At 75.4% G+C, this 15,868-nt stretch carries 14 protein-coding genes; 6 read left to right on the top strand and 8 right to left on the bottom strand.

Annotation, left to right across the window (positions count from 1 at the left end; translation table 11 throughout):
* Nucleotides 1–47: 47 nt before the first annotated feature.
* Entirely contained in the window at nt 48–977 is a 930-nt protein-coding gene (locus ACFXDE_RS02565; RefSeq protein ID WP_380490062.1) for a transglycosylase SLT domain-containing protein, read from the bottom strand.
* A gap of 51 nt (nt 978–1,028) precedes the next feature.
* Nucleotides 1,029–1,877: a helical backbone metal receptor gene (locus tag ACFXDE_RS02560; RefSeq protein ID WP_380490059.1), complete on the bottom strand. Its 849-nt coding sequence runs from the start codon at nt 1,875–1,877 to the stop codon at nt 1,029–1,031.
* Nucleotides 1,878–2,107: 230 nt separating this feature from the next.
* Here ACFXDE_RS02560 and ACFXDE_RS02555 point away from each other — a divergent pair, with 230 nt between their 5' ends.
* The 3 genes from ACFXDE_RS02555 (at nt 2,108) to ACFXDE_RS02545 (ending at nt 5,142) form a co-directional block, all read left to right on the top strand.
* On the top strand, nt 2,108–3,199 hold the full coding sequence (locus ACFXDE_RS02555) for an ABC transporter substrate-binding protein (protein WP_380490057.1): 1,092 nt from the start codon (nt 2,108–2,110) through the stop codon (nt 3,197–3,199).
* An 84-nt stretch (nt 3,200–3,283) separates the two neighbouring features.
* Complete coding sequence (locus ACFXDE_RS02550) at nt 3,284–4,318, top strand: FecCD family ABC transporter permease (protein ID WP_380490108.1); 1,035 nt, start codon at nt 3,284–3,286, stop codon at nt 4,316–4,318.
* On the top strand, nt 4,315–5,142 hold the full coding sequence (locus ACFXDE_RS02545; RefSeq protein WP_380490054.1) for an ABC transporter ATP-binding protein: 828 nt from the start codon (nt 4,315–4,317) through the stop codon (nt 5,140–5,142). Before ACFXDE_RS02550 ends, ACFXDE_RS02545 begins: the two co-directional genes overlap by 4 nt.
* Here ACFXDE_RS02545 and ACFXDE_RS02540 read toward each other — a convergent pair.
* From ACFXDE_RS02540 to ACFXDE_RS02525, 4 genes are all read right to left on the bottom strand, one after another.
* Nucleotides 5,127–6,089 (bottom strand): L-tyrosine/L-tryptophan isonitrile synthase family protein, encoded by a 963-nt coding sequence (locus ACFXDE_RS02540; RefSeq protein ID WP_380490051.1) that lies wholly within the window; start codon nt 6,087–6,089, stop codon nt 5,127–5,129. The two genes, ACFXDE_RS02545 and ACFXDE_RS02540, sit on opposite strands and share 16 nt — an antisense overlap.
* A 121-nt stretch (nt 6,090–6,210) precedes the next feature.
* Nucleotides 6,211–7,677 (bottom strand): cytochrome P450, encoded by a 1,467-nt coding sequence (locus ACFXDE_RS02535; protein WP_380490049.1) that lies wholly within the window; start codon nt 7,675–7,677, stop codon nt 6,211–6,213.
* 62 nt (nt 7,678–7,739) lie between these two features.
* A complete protein-coding gene (locus tag ACFXDE_RS02530; protein ID WP_380490047.1) occupies nt 7,740–9,134 on the bottom strand; it encodes an MFS transporter in 1,395 nt (464 codons plus the stop codon).
* 316 nt (nt 9,135–9,450) lie between these two features.
* On the bottom strand, nt 9,451–10,014 hold the full coding sequence (locus ACFXDE_RS02525) for a sigma-70 family RNA polymerase sigma factor (RefSeq protein ID WP_380490044.1): 564 nt from the start codon (nt 10,012–10,014) through the stop codon (nt 9,451–9,453).
* 100 nt (nt 10,015–10,114) lie between these two features.
* Here ACFXDE_RS02525 and ACFXDE_RS02520 point away from each other — a divergent pair, with 100 nt between their 5' ends.
* Nucleotides 10,115–10,357, top strand: coding sequence for a zf-HC2 domain-containing protein (locus tag ACFXDE_RS02520; RefSeq protein ID WP_380490042.1), 243 nt, complete (start codon nt 10,115–10,117; stop codon nt 10,355–10,357).
* A 283-nt stretch (nt 10,358–10,640) separates the two neighbouring features.
* Here the strand turns inward: ACFXDE_RS02520 and ACFXDE_RS02515 are convergent, their stop codons facing one another.
* Nucleotides 10,641–11,591 carry a hypothetical protein gene (locus ACFXDE_RS02515; protein WP_380490040.1) on the bottom strand — a complete coding sequence of 317 codons (951 nt, stop codon included), beginning with the start codon at nt 11,589–11,591 and terminating at the stop codon, nt 10,641–10,643.
* Nucleotides 11,592–11,956: 365 nt separating this feature from the next.
* On the opposite strand from ACFXDE_RS02515, the gene ACFXDE_RS02510 reads away from it, so the two are divergent.
* Complete coding sequence (locus tag ACFXDE_RS02510) at nt 11,957–13,264, top strand: cytochrome P450 (RefSeq protein WP_380490037.1); 1,308 nt, start codon at nt 11,957–11,959, stop codon at nt 13,262–13,264.
* A 183-nt stretch (nt 13,265–13,447) separates the two neighbouring features.
* On the opposite strand, the gene ACFXDE_RS02505 is transcribed toward ACFXDE_RS02510, so the two are convergent.
* Complete coding sequence (locus ACFXDE_RS02505) at nt 13,448–14,143, bottom strand: N-acyl homoserine lactonase family protein (RefSeq protein ID WP_380490035.1); 696 nt, start codon at nt 14,141–14,143, stop codon at nt 13,448–13,450.
* A 167-nt stretch (nt 14,144–14,310) separates the two neighbouring features.
* On the opposite strand from ACFXDE_RS02505, the gene ACFXDE_RS02500 reads away from it, so the two are divergent.
* Nucleotides 14,311–15,843: a CoA transferase gene (locus tag ACFXDE_RS02500; protein WP_380490033.1), complete on the top strand. Its 1,533-nt coding sequence runs from the start codon at nt 14,311–14,313 to the stop codon at nt 15,841–15,843.
* The last annotated feature ends 25 nt before the right edge of the window (nt 15,844–15,868 follow it).

Raw genomic sequence — 15,868 nt, 5'->3', positions numbered from 1 at the left:
GCCCGGAACGCCACGTGCGTTCCGGGCCCCTCGGGCGTTCTCCGCTCTCAGCCGGCCTTGTTCCAGGGCTGACTCGCCATGAGCGGCTTGACGTTGGCGACGTAGCCCGGGTTCGGGATGACGAGGCTGCCGACGGTCCCGCCGGCGGCCGGGTCGGTGGCGGTGTTGTAGTGGACGTTGCCCGCGCCCGCGTTGTAGGCGGAGATGACGAGGTCGAGCAGCGGGGTCTTCCCGGTGGCGGGGCCGGGGGAGAGGTCGTACGTGCCGCCGAACCCGGAGTCGCCGAAGTAGGCGACCAGCCAGTCGAGCAGCTGGGTGCCGAGCTGGACGTTGCCGGCGAGGGTCTTGGCGTCGGAGACGGTGCCGAACTTGGTGTTCATCCAGCTCACGGTGTTCGGCATGACCTGCATGGTGCCGGTCCCGCCGTAGCAGGCGAGGATGCCGGACTGCCAGCCGCTCTCCTGCCAGGCGATGGCCTTGACCAGGTTGACCGGCAGCGGCGGGAGCTTGTCGGTGCCTCCGCTGCTGAGGGTGAGCGTGCGGGCCTGGCCGGCCGCGGCGGTGAGCGCCGCGCCCACGGCCTCCTTGGCCTCGTCCGGCTGCGGCTTGCTCGGCTTGCAACTGCTCTGCAGCGGCGGGGCGTGCGGGCCCTCGGGCACGGGCGGCGGCGGGGGAGCGACGGGGCCGGGCTTGGCACCGCTCGCCGTCGGGCCCGGGCTCGCCTTGGCTGCCTTGCCCGCCGACGCGCTCGCGCTCGGACTGCCGGTGGCGCTCGCGCCGGGCGACGGCGTCGCACTCGCGGACGCACTCGCGCCGGCCACGTCGGCGGGCGACGCGCTCGCGGCCAGAGCCGTCGTGCTCGGCGCCGCACGGGTGTCGGTCGTCGCGGACTTGCTCCCGCACCCGGCCAGGATGGCGGTCGAGACGGCCGCCGCCGACACCATCACCAGCGCACGCCGGGATGTGCTCACTGCCATGTGGGGTTCCCCCCACTTGATCGCCGGTGGTCCCGGCGAGTGGCGGTCATCCTACGGGGGCGTGTTCCCACCCTGTACGAACGGGTGGTCGAGCGCCGTGCCGAGCACCGCCGGGGCCTCGACGAGCGAGGGCCCGTACCAGGTGAGGTGGCGTCCGCTGACCAGCGCCGCCGGCACGCCGGGGAACGCCTCCGGGCCGTCCCCGGCGGTGAACCGGTACGGCTCGTCCGGCAGGACCACCAAGTCGGGTGCGCAGGCGAGCAGTTCGGGCAGCGGGACGGCCGGGTAGCGCTCGGCGTGGCCGGCGTGGACGAGCCGCACCCCGAGGCGCCGCAGCACGTCCCCGGCGAAGGTGTCGCGGCCGAGGACCATCCACGGGCGCCGCCAGATCGGCACGATCGCCCGCGGACCGTCGGTCTTCTGCCCGCTCCGCCGTCCGTCGGTCTCCCGCCCGCTGCGCCGACCGTCCACCCCGCGCCACGCCGCCTGCGCCTCGTCCAGCCAGCCCGGCCGCGGCAGGCCGCACGCGAGGGTCAGCAGCCGCTCCAGGGAGCGGAACGCGTCGTCGACGGTGCGGATGTCGGTCACCCACACGGGCACGCCGGCCGCCCGCAGCGCGTCGAGGTCCGGCCGACGGTTCTCCTCGTCGTTGGCGAGGACGAGGTCAGGGGCCAGGGCGAGGATCCGCCGGACGTCCGGGTTCTTGGTGCCGCCGATCCGAGCCACGTCCAGTCCGGCCGGGTGGGTGCACCAGTCGGTGGCGCCGGCCAGCAGGCCGGGGGCGGTGACGGCGAGCGACTCGGTCAGCGACGGCACCAGCGAGACCACCCGCCGCGCCGGGCCCGGACCGAGCCGGACGGGCAGGTCGAGATCGTCCCGCAGGACGGTGGGTTCGGCCATCGGGCCAGCCTACGCCCCGCGCCTGAGCCCGCGCGTGAGCCCGCGGGCGAGCGGACGCGGTCGCGCCGGAGGGGGCCGTGCGCCCGGGGCCGTGCGCCCGGGGCCGTGCGGAGACGGCCCGGCGCGGAACTCCCCGAGATCCGCGGGAACCCGCCGCGCGGACCGGCCGACTACCTGGTCCGGGTCCGCAGGACGGACCCCCAGCACGAGCACCCACCAGGAGAGTTCCCATGCGCCCTCGCACCGCCCGCGCCGTCGCGGCCGTCGTCGCCCTGTTCGCCACGGCCACGGCCTGCGGAAGCACCGGAGGAGGGGGCGGCGGCTCGGACGCGCAGGCGACGGCCAAGGCCGCGCCCGCCGGATCCTTCCCGGTCAAGGTCGCCGATTGCGCGGGCCAGGAGACCACCATCGCCAAGGCCCCCTCGAAGATCGTCACCAGTAACGCTTCCAGCCTGGAGATGCTGCTCCGACTCGGGGCCGGGGACCGCCTGATCGGCACCGGCTTCCCGCCCGGCAAGGGCAGCCTCCCGGCGGACCTCGCCGAGCAGGGCACCAAGGTGCCCGTCCTCGGCGACCGCGTCATCCCCAAGGAGAAGCTCCTCGGCTCCGGCGCCGACCTCTACGTCGACACCTTCGGCGCCATGCCGATGATGGGCGGCGCCACCGGGCCGAGCCCGGAGGAGTTCGCCGCGGCCGGCATCCAGCACGTCTACCTCCTCTCCACCGCCTGCGCCGGCACCCCGAAGGCCGCCAAGGCGCCGCGCACCGACCTCGCCCAGGTCGAGGACGACATCCGCAGGCTCGGCGCCGTCACCGGCACCGCCGCCCGCGCCGAGGAACTCGTCGCCGGCATGGAGAAGCGCGTGGGCGACGTGCGGACCGCCCTCGCCGGAGTGCCGGACGACAAGCGGCCGAGCTACTTCGTCTTCGACTTCGACGCCGGCACCAAGCAGCCCACCGCCGTCTGCGGCCGCCAGGTCGCCAACGCCGTGATCACCCTCGCCGGCGCCCGCAACGTCTTCGCCGACTGCGACGCCGACTTCAAGCCCGGCTCCTGGGAGGACGTGGTCGCCAAGAACCCGGACTGGATCCAGCTGGCCGTCCGCAACCGCGGCAGCGAGGAGGCCACCCGCAAGGCCTACGACGACGCCGAGGCGTTCCTCAAGGGCTTCCCCGCCACCCAGGGCCTGAAGGCCGTCCAGGAAGGACACTTCGTGCGGCTCGGCTCCGAGGTGACCACCATCGCGGGCGTGCGCAACGCCGACGCCGTCCGGCAGATCGCCGCCGCCGTCCACCCGGACCTCGTCAAGAACGGGCAGTAGACCGTGCCTCCGTCCGTCACCGGCGAGGATCCCGGCGCGACCTCCGTCGCTGCCGCTGCCGCCGGCGGCCGCCCGGCCCGCTCCCTGCGGGCCGGGCCGCTGGCCGCCGCCCTCGGCGCCGCGCTCGTCCTCGCCCTCACCGCCGCCGTCTCCCTCGGCGCCGTCGACGTCCCGCCCGGCGAAGTCTGGGCCGTCATCGTCCGCCGACTCACCGGACACGCCCCCGAACCCGGCACCCGCGACCTCATCGTCTGGCAACTACGCGTCCCCCGAGCCCTGTTGGCCGCCGTCGTCGGCGCCGGACTCGGCCTCGTCGGCACCGCCGTCCAGGCCCTCGTCCGCAACCCCCTCGCCGACCCCTACCTCCTCGGCATCTCCTCCGGCGCCTCCCTCGGCGCCGTCGCCACCCTCGTCCTCGGCACCGCCCTCGGGCTCCAGCTCTCCTTCGGCAGCGCCCTCGGCCTCACCGTCTCCCTCGCCGCCTTCGCAGGCGCCCTCGCCGCGTTCTCCCTCGTCTGGCTCCTCGCCCGGCGCGGCGGCGGCTTCTCCCCGCTGCGCCTGGTCCTCGCCGGCATCGGCATCGCCCAGTTCCTCGGCGGCATCACCAGCTACCTCGTCCTCCAGACCAGCGACGAACAGCAGACCAGAGGCGTCCTGTTCTGGCTCATGGGCAGCCTCGGCGGCGCCGTCTGGTCCCAACTCGCCATCCCCGCAGCCGCCGTGGCCCTCGGCCTCGCCCTGCTCCAGGCCCGCGCCCGCGCACTCAACGCGATGCTCATGGGCGACGAGACCGCCGCCGGACTCGGCGTCGACGTCACCCGGCTGCGCCGCGAGATCTTCGTCGTCACCAGCGTCCTCACCGGCGTGCTGGTCGCCGTCTCCGGCGCGATCGGCTTCGTCGGGCTCATGGTGCCGCACGTGTGCCGGCTGCTCGTCGGCGGCGACCACCGGCGCCTGCTGCCGCTGTCCGCCCTCACCGGCGCCCTGCTGCTCGTCGTCGTCGACACCCTCGCCCGCACCGCCCTGGACAACCAGGAACTGCCCATCGGCGTCGTCACCGCCGTCCTCGGCGCCCCCACCCTGCTCTACCTGCTGGACCGACGACTGGAGCGCAATTGAGGATCGCCGTCGAAGACCTGAGCGTCGCCCTCGCCGGACGCACCGTCGTGGCCGGCGTCCACCTCGTTGCCGAGGAGGGCGAGATCGCCGGACTGGTCGGACCCAACGGCAGTGGCAAGTCCAGCCTGCTGCGCACGGTCTACCGCCACCTGCGGCCGAGCGCGGGGCGGATCCTCCTGGACGGACGGGAGTTGGAGGGCATCTCCCCGGCGGAGTCCGCCCGGCACATCGCGGCCCTCCCGCAGGAACGCGGCGGCGACTTCGAACTGACCGTCCGCGAGGTCGTCGCCATGGGCCGCACCCCCTACAAGCGCGCCTTCGCCGCCGACGACGCCGAGGACCACCGCGTCGTCGCCGACGCCCTCGTGCGCGTCGGCATGACGGAGGCCGCCGGCCGCCGGTTCGCCCAGCTGTCCGGTGGCGAACGCCAGCGGGTGCTGCTCGCCCGGGCGCTCGCCCAGCAGCCGGACGTCCTCGTGCTGGACGAGCCGACCAACCACCTGGACGTCCGCCATCAGGTCGAACTCCTCGCCCTGCTACGGGAACAGCGCCGTACCACCCTGGTCGCGCTGCACGACCTCAACGCCGCCGCCTCGGTCTGCGACCGCCTGCACGTCCTGCACCGCGGCGCCCTCGTGGCCTCCGGAGCACCGCGCGACGTGCTCACCTCCGACCTGCTCGCCGAGGTGTTCGGCGTGCGGGCGGCGGTGGTCGAACACCCGCTCACCGGCGACCCGCTGATCGCCTTCGACCACCGCACGCCCGCGTCCTCGGCCGGTGCTCCGGTGGACGCCGACGCGGCGCGGGCTCAGACCGTCTCGTAGTGGCTCGGGCGGCCGTCGCTCTCGACGAGCCGCCCGAGCTCCGCGGCGTCCGCGCTGCGCAGCAACTCCCAGCGGCCGTCGGCCCGGTGGAGCACCGAGGAGTGCCAGGGCGTCGTCCACGCGTCCGCCGCCTCCAGCAGGCGGATGCCGAACTTCGGCGCCCCGGCCCGCTGCGGGTGGATGGACAGCCGGAACGCGTCCGGGTGGTGCTCGGCGATCAGGTCCCCCCAGGCGCGGCTGCGCTGGATCACCCCGTACGCGCGGCGGCGGCACTCGCGCTGGAGGGCCGACTTGGTGCCGGTGAAGCCGACGGTGTCCTCGGCGAGGAACCGGGTGATGCCCCGGTAGAGCCGCAGGGTCTCCTCGTCCGTCAGCACCTGCTCGCGCAACTCCTCGATGCTCGGCGCGTATCGAGCGTGCACACGGGCGCGCTTCTCGTCGAACGGCAGGTCGCCGAGGACGGCCCGCAGGTCGAAGGTGGCCAGGTGCCGCAGGCCCTCGCGCTCTATCATCGCGGCCAGCGCGTCGGAGTACTCGTCGATGTGGTTGTCGGGGACGTGGATGAGGTCGCCGAAGATGTGACCGTCCGAGCAGATCAGGATCCGCGCACCGGGCGCGTGGAGCGCGCCGATCCGCTCGCACAGCGCGTCGAGGAAGGTGAGCGACAGCCGCTCGCCCTCGTCGGGCAGGTGGCCGAGCACCTTCGCCGGGTTCGGCGACTTGCAGGGGAAACCGGGCAGGGTGAACACGATCGGCTCGCCGGCGGCGATGAAGTCCGCGAGCTGCGCCAGCTGGAGCGGGAAGTGGCGCGGCTCTGCGGCGAGTTCGGGGTCGGAGGCGCGGCGGTGCGGCAGGAGCAGGCCGAGGACGCGGGCGGCGAGGTGCTCGGCGGCCCCGTACGTGTGGGTGGATGGCTCGCGGGCGGTGATGGTGCCGACGGGCGGCATGGTGGTCCTCCAACGGGACGTTGTCGTAAGGGCTATGGGTGCGGGTGCGGGCTGCGAGCAGGCGTGGCCGTGTCCTGGCCGGCGGTGCGGTCGCGGGCCAGGGGGTGGTGGTCGCCGCCGGTCAGACGCGCCGGTCGTAGGCGACCGGCAGCTCGTTCACACCACGGGCCAGGACGGCGGGGATCCAGGTCAGGGCGTCCAGGCCGTCGCCGCCCTCGGCCGGACCGGCGGGGCGCAGTCCGGGGAGCCGGGTGAGCAACGTGCCGAGGGCCACCTGGAGTTCGGCACGGGCGAGGGCGGCGCCGGGGCAGTAGTGGATGCCGTGTCCGAAGGCGAGATGGGCGTTCGGGGTGCGGTCGAAGTCGAGCCGGTCGGCGTCCGGGAACTGCTCGCCGTCCCGGTTGGCGGCGCAGAGCGAGACGATGACCGAGTCGCCGGCCGGCACCGCGGTGCCGAACAGGTCGCTGTCCTCGGCGAAGAACCGCCAGGTGGTGAGCTCGAACGCGGCGTCGTGGCGCAGCAGTTCCTCCACCGCGCGGGGGAGCAGGCCGGGGTCGGCGGTGATGCCCTCGGCGAGCCTGACGAGGTGCCCGGGGTGGCGCAGCAGGGTGATCAGCATGGTGGTGATCTGGTTGGTGACCGGTTCCTGCCCGGCGACCAGCAGCTGGAACACGATCGAGTCGAGCTCCTCCGGGCTCAGCTCGCCGGCGTCACGGGCCGCGACGAGCCGGCCGAGCAGGTCGTCCTCGGCCCGGGCGGGGTCGTGGTGGGCGCGCTTGTGCTCGACCACGTCCGCGATGTACGTCTGCAGGCCGCGCAGCCGCGCCTCGTACGCGGGCCGGCCGGGATCGAGCGGGCCGACCGGCTGCACGGCCTTGCCCCAGTCGCGGTCGAAGCGCACGGCCAACTCGGGCGGCAGGCCGATGGTTTCGGCGAGCGCACGGAACGGGTAGTGCGCCGCGAACCCGGCGACCAGATCGGCGCCGCCGGTGGCGGGCAGCTCGTCGACCAGGGCGTCGGCGAGCTCCTGGAGGCGCGGCCGCAGGGCCTCGACCCGGCGGGGCGCGAAGGCGTCGACGACGAGCCGGCGCATCGTCGTGTGCTTGGGCGGGTCCTGGTGGAGCAGGTGCACCTGGAGCTGCGAGTGCTGCGGCTCGGGCATGATCGAGGCGAGCCGGCGCCAGTTCTCGTTGCCCAGGGCGTGGTTCTTGCCCAGCCTGCTGTCGTTGAGGGCGGCGTGTGCGGCCTTGTAGCCGGTGACCAGCCAGGCGTGGATGCCGCTCGGGAACTCCACCCGGTGGACGGGGCCCGCCTCGCGCATCCGCCGGTACAGCGGGTACGGGTCGCGCTTGTACTCCGTCCCGTAGAGCGGTACGGGGGAGGGGAGTCGGGTGCCGTCGCGATCGTCGTCGCCACCGCTGTCGCCACCGTCGTCGGACGGGAGGCCGTAGCCGAACGGGCAGCGGGCCGCCGGGTCCGCTGGGTCCGCGGGGTCCGCGGGGTCCGCGGGGTCCGAAAGGTTTGCCGGTTCTGCCGGGTTCGGCGGGCGGACGGCGGCGGGATCGAAGTCGGTGTCTATGTCGGTCATGTGCGGTGAACCTCCGGTCGTACGGTGTTCCAAGGGGGTGGCGGTCGGCCCGGGCGGCCGTGTCACGCCGTTGCGCGGTGGGCGCGGCGGTGGTGCAGGGCGAGGAGGGCGACGGCGCTCGCGGTGGCCAGGACGGCCAGGGCGATCCCGGCGCGGGTGCCGGTGGTCGCGCGGTCGCCGGCCAGGGTGGCCGCGGTGGCGAGGGCGGGCCCGAGGGCGAAGCCGAGGCTGCGGGCGAGCTGGACGGCGGAGCCCGCGGTGGCGAGCCAGCCGGGCGGCGAGGCGGTCATGACCAGGGCCTGGGTGGGGCCGCCGTTGAGGCCCATGCCCGCGCCGGCGAGGGCGAGGCGCCACGCGATGTCGACGTTGGTCCAGTCGCCGTCCAGGGGGAGCAGCAGGAGCAGACCGAGGGTGGTGACGGCGGCGCCGCTCAGCGCGGTCGGCCGGGCGCCCCAGCAGTCCGCGAGCCGTCCGCCGAAGCGGCCGGCCACCACCATGCCGAGCGGGAAGGCCAGCATGGTGAGTGCGGTGCGGGTGGCGCTCTCGCCCTCCTGGCCGCGCAGGTGCTGGGCGAGCAGGTAGTGGCAGGCGGCGAAGCCCGCGGCGAGGGCGAGGACGGAGGTGTTGACGCCGGTGGTGCCGGCGGCCCGCAGCGTCTCGGCCACCGGTCGGCCGCCGGGGCGGCGCAGCCAGACGGCGACGAGCGGCGCGGCGGGCAGCGCGAGCAGGAGCCACAGCGGGGCCTTCGGTGCGAGGGTGAGCGCGAGCAGGACGGAGGCGATGGCGGAGCCGATCAGGGCGGCGTCGCCGAGCGAACTGCGGTCGGGCGGCGAGAGCCTGCCGGTGCGCGGGGCGTGGCGGAGCACGATCAGCGCGGCGGCGAGGCAGACCGGGAGTTTGACCAGGAACACGGCCCGCCAGCCCACGTGGTCGAGCAGCAGACCGCCGATCACCGGACCGGCGACGGCCCCGAGCGGACCGAGCGTGGCGGGCACGCTCATCGCCCGCCCGCGCAGCTCGGGCCGGACGGCGGTGGCGGCGAGCACCGGCATCAGGACGAACAGCACCGCGCCGAAGGCGCCCTGGGCGAAGCGCGCCGCGATCAGCCAACTCGCCCACGGGGCGAGGGAGGCGAGCGCGCTGCACGCGGCGAAGCAGCCGACCGCCGGCAGGAGGGCCGAGCGCGTGCCCACCTGGTCCAGCCATCGCCCGGCGGGCAACAGCAGGGCGACGAGCGGCAGTTGGTAGCCGAGCGCGGCCCACTGGGCGACTCCGGGGGAGACGTGCAGGCCGGCGGATATGTCGGTGAGCGCGAGGTTCACCACGTTCATGTCGAGCATCGCGACGAACGAGAGCAGCCCGGCGGCGACGACGAGGCTCCACCGGTCCGCCGGACCGTCCGGGTTGCCTGTGCTGTGCCTCAACTTGGCTTCGGGCAGGCCGTGTTGCGCGGCCATGGAGTCCTCCGTTCCCCCGCTGCGTACCGGACGCTGTCGTCGCGGCGGCAGCGTCCGGTACAGCAGTCGGGGGTGGAGGGGACGGGGTTCCCGAACACTTGGAGGAATTTCTCCGAAACCCGCACGAGGGGAGCGGGCGGGCGACGGCGGTGGGCAACTGACAGATGACAGATAACAGATTTCGAAATCTGTTATCTGTCATCTGAAACTTGTCAGCTGTCAGCTGTCGGCTGTCAGTCGCCGGTCCTCATCGGCTGCACGCCGCACGCCGCACGCCGCTCACGGCTCGCGGCCGTCCGCCCCTCGGTCATGGTGCTCAGCACGCCGCCGCGAGCTCCCCGCCGTCGGCCGCCCGGAGGCGGGCTATCAGCTCCTCCCGGGCCCGGGCCACCCGGGACCGGACGGTGCCGACCGGGCAGCCCGCCACTGCGGCGGCCTCGGCGTAGCTCAGGCCGACCACCTGCGTGAGCACGAACGCCTCGCGCCGCTGCGCGGGCACCCGGTCGAGCAGGTCGCCGAGCGCGATCCCGTCCTCGAACCCGGCCGCCGGCCCGGAGCCCTGCCGCTCCGCCGCCTCCTGCCAGTCCGGCAGCGCGGCCAGGCGCGGCCGGGCGGCGGCCGTCCGGTACCGGTCGATCACGGTGCGCCGGGCGATCGACAGCAGCCACGTGCGGGCCGAGGATCGCCCCGCGAACCCGGGCAGGCTGCGCAGCGCCCGCAGGAACGTCTCCTGGGCGAGGTCGTCGGCGGACTGCACGTCGGTCAGGTGGGCGACGAAGCGCCACACGTCCCGCTGGGTGGCGCGGATGAAGGCCTCGACGTCCGGTGCCCGTCCGGCCCGGGCGGTCAGGGCGAGCGCGGTGAGCTGGTCGTCATCCACGGCGGCCTCCGTCGCGCCGTCCGTGGAGCCGCCCGTCGGTCCGGTGAGTCCGGCGGACCCGGCCGCGCCGCCCGTCGAAGCCGTGAGGGACGATGACCATATGAGATGCGCGCAGTTCCGCACCGCCCTGTCCGCCCGCCTCGACGGCGAGGCGGCAGGGCTCCCGGACGGCCGTCTGGACGGTCACGTCGCCCGCTGCGCGGGCTGCCGGGACTGGCTGCAGCAGGCCGAACGGCTGCGCGGCCGGGTGGCGGCGAGCGCGGCCGACGGCCCGTCCGCCGACTGGTCCGCGAGCCTGCTGGCCCGGCTGGAGGAGGACGGGCCGGGCGGCCCGCAGCGTTAGGACGAGGGCGGCAGCCGGAGCCGGTGCGCCGTCGTAGTCAGGCATGAAGGGTCCTGAGAGAAGGGCTGGGAGCGGCACCGCCTTGAGCGGCACCGCAGGTGTCCGTGGGCCGTCTGCGCCGCACGCCGTACCCAGGGGGAGCGGCGGCAGGCGCGGGCCCGGGCCCTGGCGGCACGGCGGCGCAGCGCGCTCGGCCGGACGGCAGGGCGACCTGCCCGTCGGAGTGCCCCCGGTGGCAGTGGCCGACCGGGTGGAGCGAGTGGAACGCGGGGAGACGGGCGCGTCAGCAGGCGAGGGCGAGCGCGGGTGGCCCGCGCCGCACGACGGCGTGCGTGAGCAGCACCTGTCGCGGCTGCCGCGTCCGCCGGGCGGCGCGCCGGGGCGGGGCCGGCGGGCGGACGCCGAAGGGCCGCGCGAAGAGGGTCAGCAGCGGAACGAGCAGCGCGCCCGCGACGACGGCGCCGAGCGCGCCGAGCAGCTCGAAGATCCGCACCAGCGCGGCGTCACCGCGCCAGAGCAGCAGGGCGCAGGCCAGCGCGGCCAGCACGTGGGCGGCGACCATCCCCACGGACATCCCGTGGGCCATGCCGTGCGCCATCCCGTGGGTGGCCGCGGCCTGCCCGGAGGCGTCGGCCATGCTGTGCGCCGGGGACGTCCCCGTCATGCCCGGCACCCCTGACATGCCCGGCATCCCCGGCATGCCGCTCATTCCATCCATCCCGGCCATGCCGGTCACGTCCATGCCCGTGCCGTCGCCGAGACCGGCTCCCGAGCCCGCGGCGGAACCCGCGCCGTGCCGCAGTCCGGCCACGGCGTGCAGCCCGGAGGCCGGTGGTGCGTCCGGGTCGAGTCCGGCCATCCTGGCCAGGTCCGCGGGAGACGGTCCGCCCGGTACCCGGCCGGGGTTGCAGAGCAGCAGGGCGGCCCAGTCCGTGCCGGTCAGCCGGCCGAGTCCGCCGCCCGTCGGCGCGAGCGCTCCGGCGCGCTCGAACAGCAGGTGCAGCGCGGTCTGCGCCGCGACCATCCAGGCGCTGATCACCCCGAGCCCGCGCCGCTTCCCGGCGAGCAGCCAGGTCACACCGAGGACCGCGCCGGACGCGCCGGCCAGGACCGACGGCGACACCCCGGCCCCGCCCATGGCGACGTGCGCCGCGGCGGCCAGCGCCACGCACAGCGTGGCGAAGACCACGGCGCGCAGCGAGCGGATCCGGTCGGTCATCACGATGGCACTCATCGTCGCACCCGCCGGCCCGCGCCCGTACCGCACCCTCCGGTATTGGCCGGTTCCGCCGCGTGAGACCATGCCCGGCCGCGTCGCCGGAGGCCGTCTCCTCACCGGACGTGCCCGGCCCGGGCCACCCGGCCGTGACCGCCCCGCCCCGCCCCGCCCCGGCCCGCCCGGCCGCGCCCGGCCGAGAGCCGACCAGCCCGACCGGCCGACGAGCCGACGATGCGAACAGCTGCTCGTACGACCATCGAGGTGATTTGACATCTCCCACCCCCTGGTCACTAAATGTGCACAACCCCGTACGATGCGCACACGCCGGCGCCGGAGCCCGGCACCAGTGTCGGCACAGCGGACCACCAGGAGGCACGGCCATGGACACCACGACCGGCCGGCCGGCCTCGGCCGGAGCCCGCCCCGGCGCTACCTCCCGCTCCGGCTCAAGCCCCGCGTCCGGCGGCGCCCCGGACCTGGCCGATCCGGGCTTCTGGCGGCTCCCCGCCCCCGCCCGCGCCGCCGCCTTCGCCGAACTGCGCCGCCGCCCCACCCCCCTCTACGTCGGCGACCGCGCCGGCGGCCGCGGCTACCACGCCCTGGTCCGCCACGCCGACGTCGTCGAGGCCAGCCGCACCCCCGCCGTCTTCCGCAGCGCCCCCGGCGTCACCACCCCCGAACCGCCCCGCTGGGTCCGGGCCCTGTTCGGCGACTCGATGGTCAACCTGGACGACCCCCGCCACGCCCAGCTGCGCCGCGTCATCTCCCGCGCCTTCACCCCCCGCCTCCTCTCCGGAGCCGAGGACGACATCCGCCGCGTCGCCACCCGCCTCGTCGACGTCGTCGAACGCGACCGCCCCGAGGACTTCGTCACCGCCGTCGCCGCCGAACTCCCCTTCCAGGTGATCTGCAATCTGATGGGCATCCCCGAGCGGCCCCGCCGCGCCATCCTCGACCAGGTCAACCACGCCTCCGAACACACCGGCGTCGCCCGGCCGCTGCGCCGCCGCCTGCGGGTGCCCGGCCGCGGGCTGGCGGCGCTCGCCCGGATGCAACTCATGGTCGCGGCGATCGGGCGCCGGCGCCGCAGCGCACCCGCCGACGACCTGATCACCGCCCTCGTCACCGCCGACGTCGACGGACGCCGGCTCACCGGCCGCGAGCTCGGCGCCTTCTTCTCCCTGCTGCTCGTCGCCGGCGTCGAGACCACCCGCAACGCGCTCGCCCACGGTCTCCACCTGCTCACCGCCCACCCCGACCAGCGCGCCCTGCTCCTCGACGACCTGGACGGGCGGCTCGGCGGCGCGGTCGACGAGATGGTCCGGCACGCCACCCCGATCATCCAGTTCCGCCGCACCCTGGCTGTCGACCACGAGCTCGGCGGCCCCGGCGGACCACTCCTGCGGGCCGGCGAGAAGGCCGTCCTCTTCTTCGGCTCGGCCAACCGCGACGAGACGGTCTTCGCCGACCCGGACGCCTTCGACATCATGCGCACCCCCAACCCCCACCTGGGCTTCGGCGGCGGCGGTCCGCACTACTGCCTCGGGGCGCACCTGGCCCGGCAGGAGATGAAGGTGCTGTTCCGCGAACTGTTCACCCGCCTGCCCGGACTCCGGTCGGTCGGCGGGCCCGACCTCGTCCCGTCCAACTTCGACAACCGCGTGCGGTCGCTGCGCTTCACCTTCTGAGCCCCGTACGTTCCGAGCCCTGCACGTTCCGAGCCCTGCACGTTCCGAGCCCCGTACGTTCCGAGCTCTGCACCTTCCGAGTTCTGCACGTTCCGAGCCCCGTACGTTCCGAGCTCTGCACCTTCCGAGTTCTGCACGTTCCGAGCCCTGTGCTTCCGGCCGTCACGTGAAGCCCGCGAACGCCTACCCGGCCGACGGTTCCCACACCGCGTTGTCGTGCGCGAACAGCACCCGGCGCGGCCCGAACGACGCCAGCCGGTCCAGCCACCGCGGGTGGTCGGGCAGCGGCTGCGCCACGCCGTCGAGCGCCGCGCGCCGGGCGAGCACCGCCGACCCGTAGCCGGCCGCGAAGTCGTACGCCTGGCCCGCCAGGACGATTGCGCCGTCCCTGCGTTCGACGACGAGCGACTGGTGCCCCGCCGTGTGCCCGGGTGTCGGCACGACCCGCACTCCCGGCCAGACCTCCGCCTCGCCGTCCAGCACGCGGTAGTCCGCGCCCGGGAAGTCGACGAGCGCGTCGATCGTGTAGTCGCCCTCGCGGGCCGCCGCGAGCTCCTCAGCCTGGACGAGCACCGGCGTGCCGGCCAGCAGCGGGTTGCCCCCGCAGTGGTCGAAGTGGAGGTGGCAGTTGACCACCAGGTCGAGGTCGCCGAGCGCGACACCGGCCGTCGCGAGCGCCTCCGGCAGCGGGCGGCGGACCGGGCGGTAATGGGCCTCGGTCTCCGGATCGCCGCCGCCGATGCCGGTGTCGAAGAGCAGCAGTCCCTCGGGACGCCGCACCAGGTAGGCGAGCACCGGCTCGACGCGCGGCTGCGGCTCGCCCGCCTCGGCGGCGGGCCGGACGAAGTAGCCCAGGTCGAGACGGCGGATCGCGTGCATTCAGGCCCCCCGGAGGCGTTCGTGCGCCGCACCGGCGCCCGGTCCGCACCCTACCCGTTGGCTGTGCGCGTTCAATCCGTCGATCGGCAGGCTCAGGCGGGCACGTCGGCGAGGTGGGGTGGCGGCCGTCACGGCGGACGTCCGGGAAGCGGAGCACAATGCGGCACATGACAGAGCGTCCGACGCCCCCGGCCGAGCAGATCCCCGCCGTCCAGACGACCCACGGGCCGACTCCCGCCGGGCCGGCGCCCCTCGGGCAGAACCCGCCGGCCCAGGCACCCGCCGACGCCGACGGCCCCACCGCGCACGCCTGGGCGGCCCTCGGCGGCTCCGCCGACCTCCTGGACCGGGTCGCCTTCCACGGCCCCGACACCGTCCTGCCCTCCGGCCTGCCCGTGCGCCGCCTCGCCCGGGCCACCGTCGCCGCCTGCTCCCTCGCCGCCGCCGAACTCGCCGCCCACCGCGCCGGCGGCCCCGTCCCCGCCGTCCGGATCGACCAGGGCGCCGTCGCCACCGCCTTCGTCAGCGAACGCCACCTGACCGTCGACGGCCGCGCACCCGTCAGCTTCGCCCCGCACTCCGGCTTCTGGCGCACCGCCGACGGCTGGATCCGCACCCACGCCAACTACCCGCACCACCGCACCCGGCTGCTCACCGCCCTCGGCCTGCCCGGCGACGCCGGACCCGAACAGCTCGCGGCGGTGCTGAGCGAACAGCCCGCCGGACTCGTCCAGGAGCGCGCGTACGAGGCGGGGGCGCTCGCGGTGGCCGTCGTACCGGTGGGCGACACCGTTCACCCCCTGGTCGAGACCCGCATCGTGACCCCGAACGGCCCGGCGCCCGCCGCACCCCGCCCGCTCGGCCCCGCCCCTCTGCCCGCCGCCGGCATCCGCGTCCTCGACCTCACCCGCGTCATCGCCGGCCCGGTCGCGACCCGCACCCTCGCCCTCCTCGGCGCCGACGTGCTGCGCATCGACTCCCCCCACCTCCCCGAGGCCGACGACGCCCACGCCGACACCGGCTTCGGCAAGGGCTCCGTCCTCCTCGACCTCGCCGACCCGGCCGACCGCGCCACCTTCGAGGAACTCCTCGCCACCGCCGACGCCGTCATCTCCGGCTACCGCCCCGGTGCCCTGGACGCCCACGGCCTCGCCCCCGACGCCCTCCTCGACCGCCACCCCGGCCTGATCGTCGCCCAGCTGTGCGCCTGGGGCTGGACCGGGCCCTGGGCCGGCCGCCGCGGCTTCGACAGCCTCGTCCAGGCCGGCGTCGGCATCGCCGCCCACGAAGCCGCCCACGAGGGCCACCTCGACGGCCACTCCGTCGGCCACCCCGTCGGTCACCCCGGGGTGCTCCCCGCCCAGGCACTCGACCACGGCACCGGCTACCTCATCGCCGCCGCCGTCCTGCGCGCCCTCACCGAGCAGCGCACCGGCCGCCCCGGCGGACGCCACCTCCGCTTCTCCCTCGCCGGCACCGCGTCCTGGCTCCTCCACGACATCCCGCGCTCCGAAGACCGCACCGGCCCCGACGGTCCGTCGGACGCCGCCCCCTACGACCCGGCGCCGTACCTCGCCGAGACCGACTCCGCCTACGGACGCCTGCGCCACGCCCTCCCGCCCGTGGCCTACGACGGTGCGCCCACCAACTGGTCCCGCCCGCCCGGCCGCTGGGGAACCGACCGGCCCACCTGGCTCTGACGCTGTCACAGCCGTCTGGCAGCAT

It is taken from the genome of Kitasatospora sp. NPDC059408, assembly GCF_042751525.1.
Taxonomy (GTDB): Bacteria; Actinomycetota; Actinomycetes; order Streptomycetales; family Streptomycetaceae; genus Kitasatospora.
Note: the sequence above shows the minus strand (reverse complement) of the source record. Positions and strands in the feature narration are given on the sequence as shown.